The organism is Sporosarcina sp. FSL K6-3457 (genome assembly GCF_038007285.1).
GTDB lineage: Bacteria > Bacillota > Bacilli > Bacillales_A > Planococcaceae > Sporosarcina.
Map to the genome: position 1 here is coordinate 517,243 of NZ_JBBOWX010000001.1, position 16,849 is coordinate 534,091.

Here is a 16,849-nt window from a genome sequence, read left to right on the forward strand (position 1 = left end):
GCCACCTAAAAAGGCAGGCTTTAAAAATCGCATAGGAATTTTATGCGATTTAAACGAGATGTTTTTACCCTGTATTATTCATAGCTAGTTAAGTTCCGGAGGATATTCTGGTTTTTTCATACAAAAGATCATTCGCTAGGAGATTTAAAAATCTAGCGCTAAGAAATAGTTTCAAAACTGTCCGTTAGATGAATTTTGGACAGACTTCTCCCTTGGCGTGGATTCGATTTTTTGAAGAAGGCTACTTTAGTTGAATTGTAATTTTTGCACCCCGGTCAGGACATCCCAAAAGAAACGCGTATAAACAAAACGTGACGATAATTTAAAGTGAAGGGAACGACCAGATTACACCGATTTACTCGCTACTTTTATAAGACGTGTCTGAATCATTTGGATTTGAATCCCCTTCGTGGCTTTTGGAAAACTCAATGTGCGCAGCCAATTGGTTAAATTATAAGCGAGTAACGAAAACATCATACGGACTTGATTGATAACGAAATCATTGCTTTTCATCTGATCAAATCAAATCCAAAGCCATTTTCGGCCTATTTAACAAAATTTTCCATCGTGCCACGCTGTTTATAGGAATGCACGATTGCTTGGGGAGAAAAACTTCCCCCTAGGCTTGTGACGAAGAAAGCATGCGTAAAAAATAGTTCACCCGCTGGACGGGTTGAGTGAATAATCACTCGTCGAGCTTTCGACCAAGAAGCAGCTTGGTAAATTGATTCTTCAATATATCTTTCTGTTGTCGTCACATCTTGTATTTCATCGATTGGATGTAATTCTTCCGTGAGGCTTTTTAATTTTGCGTTTGATTTTAAACAGATAATTTAAAAAAACAGACTCTTTTTCACACAAATCATAAAAAGCCGGTACCGCAAAACCACTATCATCACGTACAAGTGCCGTTGTTTCAGGAAAGTTTCTAGTGTAGTGTTCGATTAAAGGGAGCATAAAATCAACGACACTATTGGATGTGTATACATTGCCAGGGCGTAATTGTGCTTTTAGAAAGTCACCGGTGAATCCATCAAACGCGACAAGTGGATGAAAACCAACCGTTCCATAATGTGCATTATAAGCTGATTGTTCTTGTTTTCCATACGTATCCGATTGTGTTGAATCTAAATCGACTAGTAGTGTTTTCGACTGTCTGGCATGATGAACTTTATCCAGCAATGCTTGATTTGTGACTTGAAGTTGGTCAAGAGATTGTTCATCAAAACGTTAAAAAAACGTGATAAAGATGGTTGAGATGTAAGCGCTGGCGTATCGAGTATTTGCGTAAAAACAGGGTCATGTCTCAACTGATCCGCTGCGTCATCTTCGTGATAGTCCGAAATTAGTTGGTAGATTTTTGGCGAAATAAAATTTCATTTGAGTGGACACAATAAGTCCGTTCATCCTTTAGATGAAGGTGTTCGAAAATTGTTTTGGAGAAACCAATTTTATCATCAAACTCACGAAATAAAAGTTGTCCTGTATCTGAGGAAAGTTCATCTCCCTCGTTAGATAATTTTAGTCTTCGATTGAATTATAACGTCATTTGAGGTAGTCTAGTCATTAGAAGAATCCTTTTTATTGGTTGGTCTTAGGCGATTTAACCATATCAGAAATGGATTCTTTTTTACTTTTTAAGTGAAAATAAGAATCTCACCAAAAAGCTGACACAATCGCTTTTTGGTGGGATTTTGTGTTGATTGGTGAATAATACAGGAATAAGTAGATTAGGAAATAGTATTTCTATTTTCTCGATTTTAGCAATAATCATGTTCGCACTTAGTGGATGTGGGGAACAGACGAATAATACGAATAAAGCGGATAATGCCAAGGATACTATAGCAGTAAGTGATGCTGTAGAAGCGGAAGAGGAAGAAGAAGTTCGGGAAGTTCAGCATGCGATGGGTGTTACAAAAATTAAGGGTACACCGCAACGTGTAGTAATCTTAACGAATGAAGGAACAGAAGCATTACTTGCATTAGGAATTAAACCAGTTGGTGCAGTTCGATCATGGACTGGAGAACCTTGGTATGAACATATTAATGAAGAGATGGCCGGTGTCCAGGAGCTTGGCTTTGAAAACGAGCCCAATTTTGAAGCTATTCTAGAATTAGATCCAGATATAATTATCGGAAATAAAGTAAGACATGAAGAAGCCTACGATCAGCTAAGCAAAATTGCACCGACTGTGTTTTCGGAAGATTTATCGGGGCAATGGAAGATCAACTTTGAATTGTATGCAAACACATTAAATAAAAAAGCTGAGGGTGAGACGGTCATGAAAGCATTCGATGATCGTGTTGCCCAGGCAAAAGAGGCATTAGGCGATAAGAAAGAAATGAAAGTATCCGTTGTAAGATTCTCTGCTAAAGATGTCCGTATATACCAGAAGGACACGTTCAGCGGAGTACTACTTGAACAAATGGGTGTGGGTCGTCCGGAATCTCAGGATGTAGATAATTTTATGGAAACAGTTTCCGAAGAGGCAATGGAAACGATGGATGGAGATATTATGTTTTACTGGGTTACGGAAGCAGATGTATATGAGAAGGCTAAACAATGGTTGGAAAATCCAGTGTTTAAAAGCTTAAATGTCTCAAAAGAAAATCAAGTATTTGAAGTGAATGAAACAATTTGGAACACTGCAGGTGGTATTAAAGCAGCAAACTTATTACTAGATGATTTAGTAGAACGATTAAAATAATAATAATCCAGGATAGAAGCTTATGCAAAAGGCCCTTACACAAAGGCTAATTGTTTCAGCTTCTATTTTTATTATAGGCGCATAGGAAATTTTTTCAAAATAGATACTGTTCGATTTGCCTCAATAAGTCTTCGGCCCTCTCCTGACTATCATCACTCGTTTTATACTCAACATTGGTTAGTATAATTATCGTATAGTCTGTTTCTGGATAACGACTTAGCATTGTTGAATAGCCTGGCCAACCTCCGCTATGTGATACCCTTTTACCAGCTGATTCTAAGTGATCGATAAACCAGCCGAATCCGCAAGGTGTCTCCTGACCATCCTTTGTTATGCTTGTGGATTGGGCCAATTCTATTGATGGACTACTAAGTAAAAGTCCGTTTTTTAGCGCACGATCAAGTGAAAGTAAATCCATAATAGTAGAATGAATCATTCCATCCCCTTGAATACCGTCTAAATAGTTTACATAATCATAGTCCGGGAGCTCATCAGGCAAAGAGAAGTCTTTATCGTTTGTACTTTTTATAAATCCATAGGCGAAATCGTCAATTCTTTCAGGCTTAAATCTTCGGTTCATAACTCTCGTGCGATGCATCCCTGATGGTATAAATACATGGTGAAGCATGAACGATGAATAGGACATTCCCGATACAGCTTCAATTACCGCAGCCAGACAAACATAGCCTGTATTACTATATGCGTATTTATCTCCAACATCAAAGTAAGGTCGTGGTTGATATTTTGCTAACAAACGGAATACATCCACATTGGTTGCAATTTGAGTGCGGTCCCAATACCTTTCGAATAAATCCATGTAATCTGGTAGTCCTGATGTATGTGTTAAAATATGACGTAAGGTAACTGTAGGGTAGGGGAAATCGGGAATCCACTTACTGACAGCATCGTCATAATGAAGCTTGGATTGTTCCGCCAAAATCATAATTCCAATCGCTGTCATTGGTTTCGTTACGGAAGCCAGCTCAAATAAGGAGTCGATTGTAAGCGTACGATTTTCTCGATAATCTGAAAGGCCAAATGTGCCTGTATAGATAGACTTTCCATCCTTTGCTACGAGTATATTTCCTGAAAATCTATCTTCTTTCCGTTTATTGATAAATAGTTGGTCAATCTTTTTTGCTATTTCCATACGATTTCCCCCAAACTCAATTTTTAGATGCTTACTATTTTATCGTCTCCATTGCAGCCTCTAAAATACGAATTCTTCCGTTTAGAGTTCCACCACCCATTACTAAAGGATCCACCGAGTTTACAAATACTTGATTATTTTTCACTGCATTTAATCCCTGCCAAACTTTACTCTTTTCAAGTTCTTCTAGAATATTTTCTTTATCGTCATTTTCGTAAGTATCATACTGCACAAAGATGTAATCAGGATTAGCTTTGTAGAGACCTTCCAAAGAGAGAACGGTTTGTTCTGTTGTATTATTAATAATCTCAGGCACTGTAAGCCCTAATTCACCATAAAACACATCGTTCAGAAATACGTCTTTAGGATAGACCATCATTTCGCCCCCTCTAATCCGTATTGCTACAACGTTCTTCTCTTTAAAGGAGCTAAGGTAATCGATAGCTTCCTGCTTATCCTGATTATATTGTTCAATAATATTTGTTGCCATTTCTGTTTTACCTGTGATCTCGGCTAGGAGTTCAAGATTGGATTGCCAATCGGGTCCATAATGTGATGTTGGTATAACCGGAGCAATTTTCTCTAGCTGAGTTAAAACTTCTGGTGCTTCCATATCGGTACTTATGATTAAGTCAGGAGCCAACTCCAAAATATATTCTAAACTTTCATCACTTGATCCTAAAAAAGGTATTGTATTAGTCGTTATATCACCAAAAAAACTTGGAAAAGGTTCTTCGTCACTACCAATCGCACTAGCAGCAAAAGGTTCTACCTCAAGTACGACAGCATCCTCAATTAATTCAAAGGCATTTAGAAATATTATTTTCTCTGGTTTCACTGGAATCGTATAGCTATTGCCTAAATAAGTAATGTTTTTTGTTTGATTTCCGCTTGAATTAGATTGTGAACTGGAAGAGGATTTACCCTCATCCTTGCTGCCACATGCCGCTAAAGTAAATATGAGTAGCATCATGCCTAAAAAAGTAATCGTTCTTTTCATTAATAATTCCTCCCTTTACTCATCCTGTAAGTGAGAATGAGTATTATTATCAATGATAAATGAGGATTTTTCTAGCGTCCATGTAGAAAAGGAGGTTCTTATAATGTACTTTCCTCGGTTAGCAGTTTGAGAATTTCTTTTACAATTAATAAATGTGGGAGAGGAGCATAGTCGCGCCATGGAAAATGATTAAGTGTGTAAACTTGATTATTACGTACTGATTTTAATTCTAGCCAAGTATCATCTGATTGAAGTTTGTCCCATTTTTGCAACGTTTCCTCATCTTCATACACAAGAGTCATGATGTAATCTGGATTGATTTCTGCTAACTGCTTCATCGTAATTGGCTGTTTCTCGTCTGTCATAACAGATGCCGCAGGCGTTAACTTCAAATCTTCAAATAAAACCTCAATAATACTTCTGTCATTATACAAATAACAGTCGTTCCCCATGAGTAACAAGAATAAAAAAGTTCGTTTATGATTATCATTTTTTAAATAAGCGATGGCTGTTTGTACTGTTTGTTCGTATTCATCTAGCCATCGTCTTGCTTCCACAACTGCATCTAGTAGCTGTGCAACTTCTAGCAGTTGTTCACGCCAAGGCAGTTTACTCCATGCAAGCTGATGGACATTCCCTAGTGACTGTAATTTTGCAAGCTGTTGTTCAGTCACATTATCTAAGCAAAAAATTAAATCGTATGTGGTGTTTTGTTGTAGAAGTAACTCGATATTGTCGTTTAAAATAGCGGGATTTCTGCCAACGGAAAGCTGAACTGGGACACGATCACTAAATAACTTGAAATAATAGAATCTCCATGTTGGATGGATTGGTGCTGCGGATGGAATAAAGTGTAACGGAAATAAAAAGCCGAAAAATGAACTGTCTAAAATGGCTATTTTTTTCTTTCGTCTTTTCATAAATAGCGAGGGGGGAATACCAATTATCTCTTTGAAACGACGACTGAAATAAAATTCATCCTTATATCCTATTTCATTAGCAATTTCTTTAAGTGTTTTTCCACCGTTTACTAATAGACTTTTAGATGCCTCAATCCTAATTTCAGATAAATACTGCATTGCACTCACTCCATAGCGCTTTCGGAATAGCTCCATATAATACTTGGGACTGATATGCATCATCTCCGCTAAGTCTTTGATTTGAATCTGATCTTGAAAATGGACCTGCATATGATGCATTGTTTTTTCTAACATCCTTTGCCGATCCTTGGTTGGAGGTACTTGGGTTATTACTATGGCGTGAATGAGCATATAAAATTGTGCTTGTATGACTAATTGATCTTCTATAATCGAGCTTTTTGATAAAGAGTAGATGACGCTAGCTATATTAGTAATTTCATCTGTTAATTCAATTTGTATATGCTTTATTTTTTCATTAGTTATGGCGTGGTTTTTCTCCAAATATGTTGGCTGCTTATGAACAATATCAAATAAAATGAGATAACCTGTTGCCGTGTTTTCTGCATCTAATTTAATAGTGATTAGTTCCTGGGGAGGACATATAAAAATCTGATTTTTTTGTAATCGATATGTATGTTCTTTGATTGTTAGAATACCTGTGCCCTTTGCTATGAAGATGAGACAATGACTATTATGCTTTTTTTGATAATGACGCTTAGGAACATTAGTTAAAACTTCAATATCTAGAAATTGATATAAAAATTGAGCCATGTTATCAATCATAAAAACACCTCCGTAAAATTGTTGTTGTTTTTCTACAATATATGTTTTACAATACAATAGCAATCGATAATGATAATCGTTATCAGTTAGTCGTGATGGAGGTGAAATTTTGAATAAACAGGATTCAAGCAAAATAGGAATGGGCAATCGTTATTATGTTTTTATTTTTCTTCTAATAGGTTTAATTTTGCTATCGGCTGTCTATTCAGTATCAATTGGACAAGTGAATATTCCTTTCACGCAGTCTATGGACATATTATTGCATGCACTAACAAATGGAAGGCTTGGGTCACTAGATCATATCCAAAGCGAATCCTATTTGAATATTATTTTACAGGTGAGGATGCCACGTGTTATTTTCGCACTGCTTATCGGGATAGGGCTCTCGTTATGTGGAACGGTTATGCAAGCAGTCGTGCAAAATCCGCTTGCTGACCCGTACATACTTGGAATTTCATCGGGGGCCTCATTAGGTGCAACTTTCGCTATTCTTGTCGGATTTGGAAGTGGCGCATTTTTGTCTCAGTTTGGAGTGGCTTTCGGAGCCTTTGTTGGTGCGATGATCACATCAATGGCAGTACTTCTTTTATCGAGCATTGGCGGTAAGGCAACATCTGTAAAACTCGTTTTATCAGGAGTTGTCATTGGCGCATTGTGTAGCTCCTTCTCTAGCTTAATTATCTATTTTGCTAATAATGCAGAAGGGATTAAAACCGTTACTTTTTGGTCAATGGGAAGTCTAGCTTCAGCAAGTTGGGATAAAACACCGATTTTAGCTATTGTTGTTCTGCTTGGAGCAGCCCTATTTCTTTTCCAACATCGCGTGTTAAACACGATGCTACTAGGTGACGAATCTGCTATTACACTAGGCATTAACTTAAGTGCATTTCGAAAACTTTATATGATCATCACTGCTCTTGTGACGGGAACAATGGTTGCATATTCAGGAATGATCGGCTTCGTTGGTTTGATTATTCCGCATATTACAAGGGGGATTTTCGGGGCAGATCATAAGCGGTTAATGCTTGGAACGCTGCTTTTAGGAGGACTTTTCATGATTTGGGCAGATATTTTATCAAGAACATTAATACATAATGTTGAACTGCCTATTGGAATTATCACCTCCGTTATTGGATCACCATTATTTATCTACATGATTGTAAAAAGAGGCTACAACTTTGGAGGGTAGAAAATGGAATTGATTGCGAAGGAAATAGATATTAGTGTTGGGAAAAAAGAAATCGTGAAAAATATTTCAATCCTTGTGAAGAAAAAACAATTTGTAGGGCTGATTGGACCGAATGGTTGTGGGAAATCGACTTTGTTAAAAGGCATCTACAAGAGTCTAGCTCCTCAAAAAGGAATGGTTTTTTTAGATGATATAGATGTGTTAAAAAGTTCAGAGAAAAAGGTTTCGCAGAAATTGGGAGTAGTAGGGCAATTTAATGAGATGAGTTTCGATTTGTCCGTACAGCAAATGGTGATGTTGGGCAGAACGCCACATAAAAAAATGTTGGAGTCCGATAAACAAGGGGATTTTGTGATCGTGGAGGAAGCTTTGACACGGACAAATTTACTCGATTATAAACATCGTGGTTTCTTATCATTGTCTGGTGGAGAAAAGCAAAGGGTTATTTTGGCGAGAACCATTGCACAACAACCGAAATTTATGATTTTAGATGAACCGACGAACCACTTAGATATTCGCTATCAGATCGAAATTTTATCATGCGTAAAAGATTTGAATATAGGTGTACTAGCAGCTCTCCATGATTTAGAAATGGCAGCACATTATTGTGATTACCTGTATGCCATAAAAGATGGAGAAATCTATGCACATGGAACGCCAGAAGAGGTTTTAACACCCACTACAATTGAAGCATTATATCAAATAAAATGCCAAACATATACCAATCCTGTAACAAATGGATTAGGTTTTGCATATGGCTTATAGGAGGAGCACCACCATGAAAAAGAAATTATTACTTGGTATCGGTTTGGCAGCACTGTTAACATTAACGGCTTGTGGAAGTTCGAGTAAAGGTACGTCAGAGGCATCCGAAACGAAAGAGCATTATCCGTTAACGATTCAAAACTTTACGAAGGCTGAAGGAGGAACAACTTGGGAAAAGAAAGACCAAGTATTTGATAGTGCACCTGAAAGAATCATGGCGAATACGCGTCCAGCAGCAGAATTATTATTGCATTTAGGCTTGGGCGATAAAATCGTTGGGGTAGGGGCAAACTTTGGAGCTCCTGACCTATCAGTAGAGGAAGAATATTTGAAACTAAATATTCTAAGTGATGCATATGTCGGTAAAGAGGTGACGTTAGGAACGAATCCAGATATAGTTTTTGGCCGAGGCGGCTTATTCGATAATGCGGATTGGGGTGTTGGTACAGTAGACACACTCAATGGCATGAACATTAAAACGTATATACTGGAATCGTCTGTAACAGGCGGAACGTATGATTCTATTTATAAAGATATTGAAAACATCGGCAACATTTTTAGTGTCCAAGACAAAGCAGATAGCTTTATCAAAGAGCTAAAAGACAAACAGACGTCGATTTCTTCAAAATTAGAGAGCATTCAAGAGCATAAAACATTTGCTTACCTGCATACAAATGATCCAAGTGAGATTTATGTCTATCCGGCAGGCGATGAAACATTCTTCAATGATGCCTTTAATATGGTGAAGCTAGACAACATATTTAAAGGGGAAACAGCCGAAGTAAGTATTGAAACACTGATTGAAGCTGATCCAGATGTATTAATCATGCCGGACTGGGATGGCTCAGATCTTGAAAAAGTGAAAGAGGAAATCTATGCCAATCCGAAATTATCAAGTATGAAGGCTATCAAAAATAAGCAGATTTATATAGTGGATTACAATTATATGTTTGGTTATGGCTATAACACAATTGATGGGATGGAATTATTAGCGAAAGAAATTTATCCAGACTTGTTTAAATAAATTGTGAGAGGTGCTAGTTTCGAAAGCAATTCGGTATTGTTTTTTGAAACTGGCACTTTACATTTTTCACTCCTACTAATCCCAGTATGTTTAGAACTAGATATGTTGAACTAAAGAATCCTTCTAACAACGCTCAGCGCTTGGGGATGCCTCCCGTGATAAGCCTGGCGGAAAACCCATTGCCATTCTTATCACTCCGGCTACCCCAGTAAGGCGCCTTCGCTGCAGATTATGTGGAAATCATAAGATAGATATCTTAAATTATGTGTACCAAGTATTTATGCCCTTAATCTACCTAGATAGGAGCAAGGGCTTGTCGGAATTATCTGCTAGAACTTTGAGGTATATAAAGTACTTTGCCTAATCATTTAATAGGAACTGTTACTCATTCAAACTTTTCTCCCTTGACCTTACTAAATAATAGGCATTAATCCAGGAAGCAATTGGCACAACTAGTGCGATGCCAATTCCTGCACTAAATATTGTAATCATTTCACTTCCGAATATCTTTGAATTTGCGATTTCCCCAATGGAATAAGATAAGTCTTTAAACCACAAAAGCAATGCCATATAACCTCCAAAGAAGGCAAAGAACAAAGTATTTGTATTGGACCCTAGTATATCCTTCCCAATACTTATCCCAGATTTGAATAAGTCCCTTCTACTAATGGTTGGATGTAGGGTAAATATTTCAAGCATAGGAGAAGTGATGGAAATAGCGACATCGGTAATAGCGCCGATTGTACTCATGATAATGACTGAAGCTGCAATTTTAACAAAATCAACCCCAATATAAAGAGAAAATATGGTTAGTTCATCGATTTCTTCTTCACCGAACCCTTGAATCATCGTTAGTTTCGTCACTTGATTGATAAAAGTCAATAAAATAACAATTGTGATGGTCGTAGAAAGGAATGCAGTTTTCGTTTTACTGTTTATTTTATTGATGAAAAAAAGGTTAATACAACTAATGATTGTGCATCCGATAATCGTCAGGATAATCGGGTTTGCATTCGGATCTGTCATGAAAAACGTGATGAAAAGGATGACACCAAAATTTAAGAATAAGGAAATGAAGGACCGTGCTCCTTTTTTTCCGCCAATAATAGTCATCAATATAAACAAAATGGCTGCTAGCCACACTAATACATTCATAATTTACGCCTCTTTCGATTGACAAAGAAAATAGAAATGTATAAACCGATTGGAATCGCTAATACAATTCCAATGCCACCTGCCAACGCTCGTGCCAATTCCAAAGAAAGGTTGATGGAAAGGGCAAATGATAGCGTAGTACGGTTTTTAATATATAAGATAAGAGCTGGAATGGACCCACTAATGTACGCAAAGAATAAAATGTTGGTCATTGTACCCATAATATCTTTTCCAATTTCTAAACCGGATTTGCTCAATGCTTTTGTAGATATATGATTGTCTTTCTCGTATAGCCCAAAGATGGAGGAGGACATTGTAATGGCCACATCCATCACGGCGCCTAAAGAACCGACGAAGAGACCGGCCATGAATACCATTTCATAAGGGCGTGTCAGAAAGTCCATCTCCTCATATCGAAGCCCATTACCTGCAGTGATCCATATGACCAGATAGGTAATCAGTAAGGATATAAATGTTCCTAAAAGTGTCGCAACAATTGCAGCATATGCTTTTTCGTTAAAACCATTCACAAGTAATAAAGAGGTGACAGTAAATAAAATAACAGTAATTCCGCATATCCATAGTAAACTGATAGTTGAATTATTTACATAAACATCTAGTGCGAAAGATAATAAAAGGGCATTGACTGCCAAACTAACAATCGAAAAAAAACCTTGTTTTTTCCCAATTAGAAGTAAAACAAAGATAAAAACCCACATGATCATTAGAATGTATTTATCTCGTTTTACATCCTCTATGCTTCCAATTAAATCGGTTGATTCCTCTGTTTGCTTATCAATTGAAACAAATAATTCGTTTCCTACACGATAAGCATGATCATAAGCACCGGATGTTGAATACTCGTTCGTTATATGAATTTGTTGTCCTTTTTGTTGTCCATTTTTAATCACGGCGATGATTTGCTGTGTGAACAACTGATCCTGATTGTTATACATATCAACAACTTGAACAGAATCTTCGAGGTTGGTCTCGATAACTTTAGCGATTGGTCGTTCGTAAAAAGAATAATTGTATTGAACGAACAGCATAGAAACGATAAAACAAACCGCTATAATGCTGTATAAAATAATGTTTTTGAATAGTATTGTTTTTAACCTGTTCACGACAACATTCAAAGAAAAACCCCCGACTAATGAATCATATCTAGCATTTATAACATAAGTATACGGCCAATTATATCAAATAATTATTAGTGACAGTCAATCATTCAATCGTGGAGGCTCCAAAAACCCATTTGTTTGAAGTGAAATGTTTGTTTCGGTGGCCATTTAAAAAGCAATCCACCCATTTAAAATGAAGGGTGGATTGCTTTTTTAGTTTCAAGTACCGTATCAGATCATTTAATAGGAACAGCTACCCAATGCCCTTCGAATACCTCAACAAACTCAGAGTTATCCAATTGATAACGATCTTCTATTGTTTGTTCCTCCATAAGCACTCGCTTTTTCTGCGATTCGATACGGGGATTTGGAATTGGAATGGCGGCAAGTAATGATTTGGTATAGGGATGTTGCGGATTGTTGTAGAGCTCTTCACTTTCGGCAAGTTCAACAATTTTACCTGCATACATGACTGCGACTCTGTCACTGATATGTTTGACCATCGACAAATCATGGGCGATGAACAGATAGGTTAGTCCGAATCGATGTTGAAGGTCTTCCAGCAATTCGACGATTTGTGATTGAATCGATACGTCGAGTGCTGATAATGGCTCGTCGCAGACAATGAAATCTGGTTCTACAGCCAATGCACGTGCGATGCCGATTCGTTGGCGCTGGCCACCTGAAAATTCATGTGGGTAGCGCATGGCGTGTGACGGTTCTAATCCGACCATGACGAGCAATTCCTCTACTCTTTTTTTACGTTCTTCATTGTTTTTACTTAAGCGGTGAATATCAAGTGCCTGACCGATAATATCCAGTACTTTGAAGCGTGGGTTCAAGGATGAATAGGGATCTTGAAAAATCATTTGCATATGGCGCCGCATTGTTTTCATTTCATTTTTCGATAATCGATTCACAGCCATTCCTTGATAAAGGACGTCACCATCGGTTGGTTCATGAAGGCGTAAAATGGCACGACCTGTTGTCGATTTTCCAGAACCAGATTCGCCAACTAGTCCAAGTGTTTCACCAGGATGAATATGGAAACTGATGCTATCAACAGCCTTCGTCAAGTTTCCTTTTCCAGCATCAAAATACTGCTTCAAGGACTTTACCTCAAGTAAAGGGCTAGCAGAATCTAAGCCGTCTTTAATACGTGGAGGTTTTTTGGTCTTTTTCTTTTCATCTAATCTTGGCAATGCGTTCAATAGTTTCTTCGTATAAGCGTGCTGTGGATTTTCAAAAATCTCATTTGTTGTACCCGTTTCTACAATTTCTCCATCTTTCATAACAGCAACACGGTCGCACATCCCAGCAACGACACCAAGATCATGCGTGATGAGGATGATGGAAGTACCGAAACGCTCTTGCATATTTTTCATTAAATTTAATATTTGGGCTTGAATTGTCACGTCAAGTGCGGTCGTCGGTTCATCTGCAATCAGAAGCGAAGGGCGGCAAGCAAGGGCGATGGCAATCATCACACGTTGGCGCATTCCACCTGAAAATTCATGCGGGTATTGATTGAATCGTGCTTCACCGTTGTGAATCCCTACTAGTTTCAGTAGATCAAGTGCTTCCTTTCTGGCTTCTCGCTTCGAAAAATTTTGGTGCTTCATCAAGCTTTCAGCAATTTGTTTACCAATTTTGATAGTCGGGTTAAGAGAAGTCATAGGATCCTGAAAAATCATACTAATATCTCGTCCGCGAATGCTTTCCATCTCTTTTTCCGTTTTTTGTGTCAGGTTCTGACCTTGAAATTCGATTATGCCTTCTTTCATATAGGAAGGGGGAGAAGGAAGGAGACGCATAATCGAACGAGCTGTTACACTTTTTCCGCTGCCCGACTCACCTACGATTCCTAGCGTTTCACCCTTTTTAACTTCGAAGCTAATACCGCGTACTGCATTGAAATCTTCCTCTTGTGTTATAAAAGAGACATGCAAATCGGTAACTTTTAAAATAGTATCCAATATAGACACCTTCCTGTTGACATATTTAGTAAGAAAAAATAATAGAATTGACAATATTGAGCTCTTTACATATAGTATAGTTTACAGATAGGAATAATGCAATTTAAGGAGGAGGTTTTAGTTAATGGGGCAGGTGGTATCGGATATCCTTCAGCAATCCCATAGGAAGATGCAAGGGAGATGGGTGTATAAGTACTTGCTTTTACTAGCCGGGATTCCAATTCACTTGATCACTTATCTTTTCTACTTATTTAAAAGAAAGGATCATACCTATTTTTCTACCTTGGATGAAGTGAAGCGTGAAATGATTGCGGCTGGTGACAAGGAAGAATTACTAGGTTTGTATAAAGAGCAATTGCATAGGAAACAGGCTTTCTTCAAGGAGGAGGTAAATAAAGAGAAAACAAACGAGCAAGCTTTTCAATTGGCTGAACAGCAATTTGAAAAGAAAGCAATAGACAGGACGGATGAAATCATTGGGCAAAAAGGGATAGGAAAGCCTAGCTATTCCAGCTATTTTGAGTCATTATTTGCTCGACCTTCCTTTTTACTTATTTCTTTTGTTCCCGGTATTTTCATGTATGTTCTACTTTTTTTGCTCAGTAATCCGTTTGTTAAATATATAGTAGAGCGACTTGTACAAAGCATCTTTGTTATTGCAGGCGTTGCTGTTCTTGTATTTACAATTCTCTACATATCACCATTCGACCCCGCTTCCAATATTATTGGGGTCTCTGCAACAAAAGAACAAATAGCTTCATTCAATCACTTATATGGATTGGATTTACCTTACTTTCAGCAATTGTGGAATGCTGTCAAGGGGATTGCGACATTCGATTTGGGTGCGTCTTTTGCTGGGAATGAGGATGTGGCAGTAAGTATTGCAAATAAATTTCCGGTCACTTTTACAATTGCCATGTATTCTGTCCTGATGGCAATTATAATCGCCATTCCAGTTGGAATCATTTCTGCGACAAAGCCTAACTCTTTTCTGGATTATACGTTTATGTTCATTGCACTGATAGGTCTGTCTATCCCAAATTTTTGGCAAGGTCTCATCTTCATCTTGAATTTTTCTATAAAACATCAATGGTTACCTGCTACCTACAGCCCGCAGAATAGCTTGTCAATGATTATGCCGATTGTTGTACTGGGGACGGGGCTGACGGCATCTGTGGCTAGGATGATGCGTTCTTCTTTATTAGAGATTATTCATGAAGATTATATTATTACTGCAAAAGCAAAAGGGCTAAACAAACACCAAGTGCTATGGAGGCATGCGGTGGGAAATGCAATGATTCCAGTTGTTACGGTCATTGGTCTGTTATTTGGAGGCATGTTGGGTGGAGCAGCTGTGACGGAAAAAGTTTTTAATATTAAAGGAATTGGTAGTTATATCGTTGATAAGCAGTTCATTCCGGATATTCCAGCCATTATGGGTGGGGTCGTTTATATTGCTATTACCATTTCGCTGGTCAATTTGCTGATTGATATTTTGTATGCTTTCCTTGATCCACGTATTCGTTCCAAAATGAAACAATCGTAAAGCAGGTGTGAAAATGAAAGCAACATCGATGAAAAGACATGCTCTAAAGTTGTCCGGGGAATATTCACAGTCCATTTTTACATGGGTTATTACCTTGGCCTTGACGGTGATTTTTCTTTCGAACAGTTTCGATTTTAAATCTGGTGACATCAATAGGAATATGCTTGTCCTCTCCAGTGCATATGCTTTGTTCACGCTTATTCAAGTGTTTATTACTTGGAGGGTGAAAAGAGATTTAATAAGGTACGGTGAAATTCAACATGTGACAAGACGTTTAGGTTTTAGTCAATTACTTAGCTTGTGCACAGGGAATATTTTTACTGTGGCATTTGCATTTAGTTTGATAAACAAGAAAAAAACGCCGGAGTATACATTTGCAGTTTATATGTTGCTTACGCAGATTTTTGCGATTGCGATATCTGCACTTAATTTGTTTAAGCCGTATGTTTCTGATACCTTTTTACCGGCGATGAGTATATTAATAGGAATTGCGATTTTTTATCTTGTGGCGTTAATTCTCGTGATCAAATTTGTCGATGATTCAACGGCGTCACCAGTGATGTCTATTATTGCTATCATAGCGATCATTACCGCATTATCGGGAAATATTTTTGCGCTGATTCTAGGATATAGTTTGTTATTGAAATCAAGAAGCCGTGATCAATCACGAATCATAAAATGGAATACGATGTGGGGGAAAATTACGCGCAACTCTACAGCAGTCATGGGTTTGTTTTTCATTATCTTACTGTTGACAATCTCAGTCATTAGTAAATTTACTTTTGATTATGAACTTGCTGTTGATAATGATTATGCAAATCTGTTGCAGAGCCCAAGTCTTGCTTATCCATTAGGCACAGATAATTTCGGTCGAGATTTGTTTTCAAGAATTATATTCGGTGCGAGGATATCATTGCTTGTTGGGTTTGCTTCCACTGCGATTCCAGCGATTGTCGGAGGATTTTTAGGGGCAATTGCAGGCTATTATAGTAATCGGACAGATAATATCATCATGCGGCTGTTGGATATTTTATATGCCATCCCGGGAATCCTACTGGCAATAGCTATTATTGCGGCTTTTGGTGCCAATACAACAAACCTTATTATCGCGCTTAGCGTTGGGTCCATCCCGACATATGCTAGAACGATGCGGGCAAATGTTTTGATGGTATCGAACTATGATTTTGTCGATTCAGCGCGTGCACTTGGTGCGTCGGATTACTCAATTATCTTTAAGCAAATTGTGCCGAATTCACTTGCGCCGATGATTGTGAAGTCGACATTGACAATAGGGAGCGCAGTCATTGCGACAAGTAGTTTAAGTTATTTAGGACTTGGCGTAGAGCCACATATTCCAGAATGGGGGAATATACTGAAGATTGGTAGTACCTATCTTGAATCCCATTCTTATCTGGCTATTTTTCCAGGGCTCGCGATTATTGCCCTCGTGCTGTCTTTTAACTTTTTGGGGGACGGTTTGCGAGATGCATTAGATCCAAAGTTAGATTGAAC

General features: G+C 37.9%; 13 protein-coding genes and 1 pseudogene. 6 read left to right on the plus strand and 8 right to left on the minus strand.

Annotated features, from left to right (window positions below; translation table 11 throughout):
• Window positions 1-345 precede the first annotated feature (345 nt).
• Both N1I80_RS23320 and N1I80_RS02635 read right to left on the minus strand, forming a co-directional pair.
• Entirely contained in the window at window positions 346-513 is a 168-nt protein-coding gene (locus N1I80_RS23320; RefSeq protein ID WP_445683630.1) for a transposase, read from the minus strand.
• A 32-nt stretch (window positions 514-545) separates the two neighbouring features.
• Window positions 546-1,477, minus strand: a pseudogene (locus N1I80_RS02635) (IS1380 family transposase); the annotation flags it as partial.
• A 226-nt stretch (window positions 1,478-1,703) separates the two neighbouring features.
• Here N1I80_RS02635 and N1I80_RS02640 point away from each other — a divergent pair.
• A complete protein-coding gene (locus N1I80_RS02640; protein WP_340736412.1) occupies window positions 1,704-2,708 on the plus strand; it encodes an ABC transporter substrate-binding protein in 1,005 nt (334 codons plus the stop codon).
• Between the two features lie 94 nt (window positions 2,709-2,802).
• On the opposite strand, the gene N1I80_RS02645 is transcribed toward N1I80_RS02640, so the two are convergent.
• The 3 genes from N1I80_RS02645 to N1I80_RS02655 form a co-directional block, all read right to left on the minus strand.
• Complete coding sequence (locus tag N1I80_RS02645) at window positions 2,803-3,858, minus strand: serine hydrolase domain-containing protein (RefSeq protein ID WP_340736413.1); 1,056 nt, start codon at window positions 3,856-3,858, stop codon at window positions 2,803-2,805.
• Between the two features lie 34 nt (window positions 3,859-3,892).
• Entirely contained in the window at window positions 3,893-4,858 is a 966-nt protein-coding gene (locus tag N1I80_RS02650) for an ABC transporter substrate-binding protein (RefSeq protein ID WP_340736414.1), read from the minus strand.
• Between the two features lie 98 nt (window positions 4,859-4,956).
• The gene (locus tag N1I80_RS02655) at window positions 4,957-6,561 is read right to left on the minus strand and encodes a helix-turn-helix domain-containing protein (RefSeq protein ID WP_340736415.1); all 1,605 of its coding nucleotides are present in this window, start codon (window positions 6,559-6,561) and stop codon (window positions 4,957-4,959) included.
• A gap of 139 nt (window positions 6,562-6,700) precedes the next feature.
• Between N1I80_RS02655 and N1I80_RS02660 the strand changes: the two genes are divergently transcribed.
• From N1I80_RS02660 to N1I80_RS02670, 3 genes are read left to right on the plus strand one after another with little or no spacing between them, the layout of a single operon-like run.
• Window positions 6,701-7,750 carry a FecCD family ABC transporter permease gene (locus N1I80_RS02660; RefSeq protein WP_445683681.1) on the plus strand — a complete coding sequence of 350 codons (1,050 nt, stop codon included), beginning with the start codon at window positions 6,701-6,703 and terminating at the stop codon, window positions 7,748-7,750.
• Window positions 7,751-7,753: 3 nt separating this feature from the next.
• Entirely contained in the window at window positions 7,754-8,515 is a 762-nt protein-coding gene (locus tag N1I80_RS02665) for an ABC transporter ATP-binding protein (RefSeq protein ID WP_340736417.1), read from the plus strand.
• A 13-nt stretch (window positions 8,516-8,528) separates the two neighbouring features.
• Window positions 8,529-9,539 carry an ABC transporter substrate-binding protein gene (locus N1I80_RS02670; protein ID WP_340736418.1) on the plus strand — a complete coding sequence of 337 codons (1,011 nt, stop codon included), beginning with the start codon at window positions 8,529-8,531 and terminating at the stop codon, window positions 9,537-9,539.
• Between the two features lie 381 nt (window positions 9,540-9,920).
• Here the strand turns inward: N1I80_RS02670 and N1I80_RS02675 are convergent, their stop codons facing one another.
• The 3 genes from N1I80_RS02675 to N1I80_RS02685 form a co-directional block, all read right to left on the minus strand.
• On the minus strand, window positions 9,921-10,694 hold the full coding sequence (locus N1I80_RS02675; protein WP_340736419.1) for a YibE/F family protein: 774 nt from the start codon (window positions 10,692-10,694) through the stop codon (window positions 9,921-9,923).
• Window positions 10,691-11,830 carry a YibE/F family protein gene (locus N1I80_RS02680; RefSeq protein WP_340736420.1) on the minus strand — a complete coding sequence of 380 codons (1,140 nt, stop codon included), beginning with the start codon at window positions 11,828-11,830 and terminating at the stop codon, window positions 10,691-10,693. Before N1I80_RS02680 ends, N1I80_RS02675 begins: the two co-directional genes overlap by 4 nt.
• A gap of 221 nt (window positions 11,831-12,051) precedes the next feature.
• Window positions 12,052-13,791, minus strand: a complete 1,740-nt coding sequence (locus N1I80_RS02685; RefSeq protein WP_340736421.1) for an ABC transporter ATP-binding protein — start codon at window positions 13,789-13,791, stop codon at window positions 12,052-12,054.
• 124 nt (window positions 13,792-13,915) lie between these two features.
• Here N1I80_RS02685 and N1I80_RS02690 point away from each other — a divergent pair, with 124 nt between their 5' ends.
• Entirely contained in the window at window positions 13,916-15,337 is a 1,422-nt protein-coding gene (locus N1I80_RS02690; protein ID WP_445683631.1) for an ABC transporter permease, read from the plus strand.
• 13 nt (window positions 15,338-15,350) lie between these two features.
• On the plus strand, window positions 15,351-16,847 hold the full coding sequence (locus N1I80_RS02695; protein WP_340736422.1) for an ABC transporter permease: 1,497 nt from the start codon (window positions 15,351-15,353) through the stop codon (window positions 16,845-16,847).
• Window positions 16,848-16,849: the final 2 nt, after the last annotated feature.

What these genes read in the sequence shown, in the direction of transcription:
- N1I80_RS23320 (WP_445683630.1), bottom strand. Translation starts at nt 513, where the DNA reads ATGAAAAGCAATGATTTCGTTATCAATCAAGTCCGTATGATGTTTTCG.
- N1I80_RS02645 (WP_340736413.1), bottom strand. Translation starts at nt 3,858, where the DNA reads ATGGAAATAGCAAAAAAGATTGACCAACTATTTATCAATAAACGGAAA.
- N1I80_RS02650 (WP_340736414.1), bottom strand. Translation starts at nt 4,858, where the DNA reads ATGAAAAGAACGATTACTTTTTTAGGCATGATGCTACTCATATTTACT.
- N1I80_RS02655 (WP_340736415.1), bottom strand. Translation starts at nt 6,561, where the DNA reads ATGATTGATAACATGGCTCAATTTTTATATCAATTTCTAGATATTGAA.
- N1I80_RS02660 (WP_445683681.1), top strand. Translation starts at nt 6,701, where the DNA reads ATGGGCAATCGTTATTATGTTTTTATTTTTCTTCTAATAGGTTTAATT.
- N1I80_RS02665 (WP_340736417.1), top strand. Translation starts at nt 7,754, where the DNA reads ATGGAATTGATTGCGAAGGAAATAGATATTAGTGTTGGGAAAAAAGAA.
- N1I80_RS02670 (WP_340736418.1), top strand. Translation starts at nt 8,529, where the DNA reads ATGAAAAAGAAATTATTACTTGGTATCGGTTTGGCAGCACTGTTAACA.
- N1I80_RS02675 (WP_340736419.1), bottom strand. Translation starts at nt 10,694, where the DNA reads ATGAATGTATTAGTGTGGCTAGCAGCCATTTTGTTTATATTGATGACT.
- N1I80_RS02690 (WP_445683631.1), top strand. Translation starts at nt 13,916, where the DNA reads ATGGGGCAGGTGGTATCGGATATCCTTCAGCAATCCCATAGGAAGATG.
- N1I80_RS02695 (WP_340736422.1), top strand. Translation starts at nt 15,351, where the DNA reads ATGAAAGCAACATCGATGAAAAGACATGCTCTAAAGTTGTCCGGGGAA.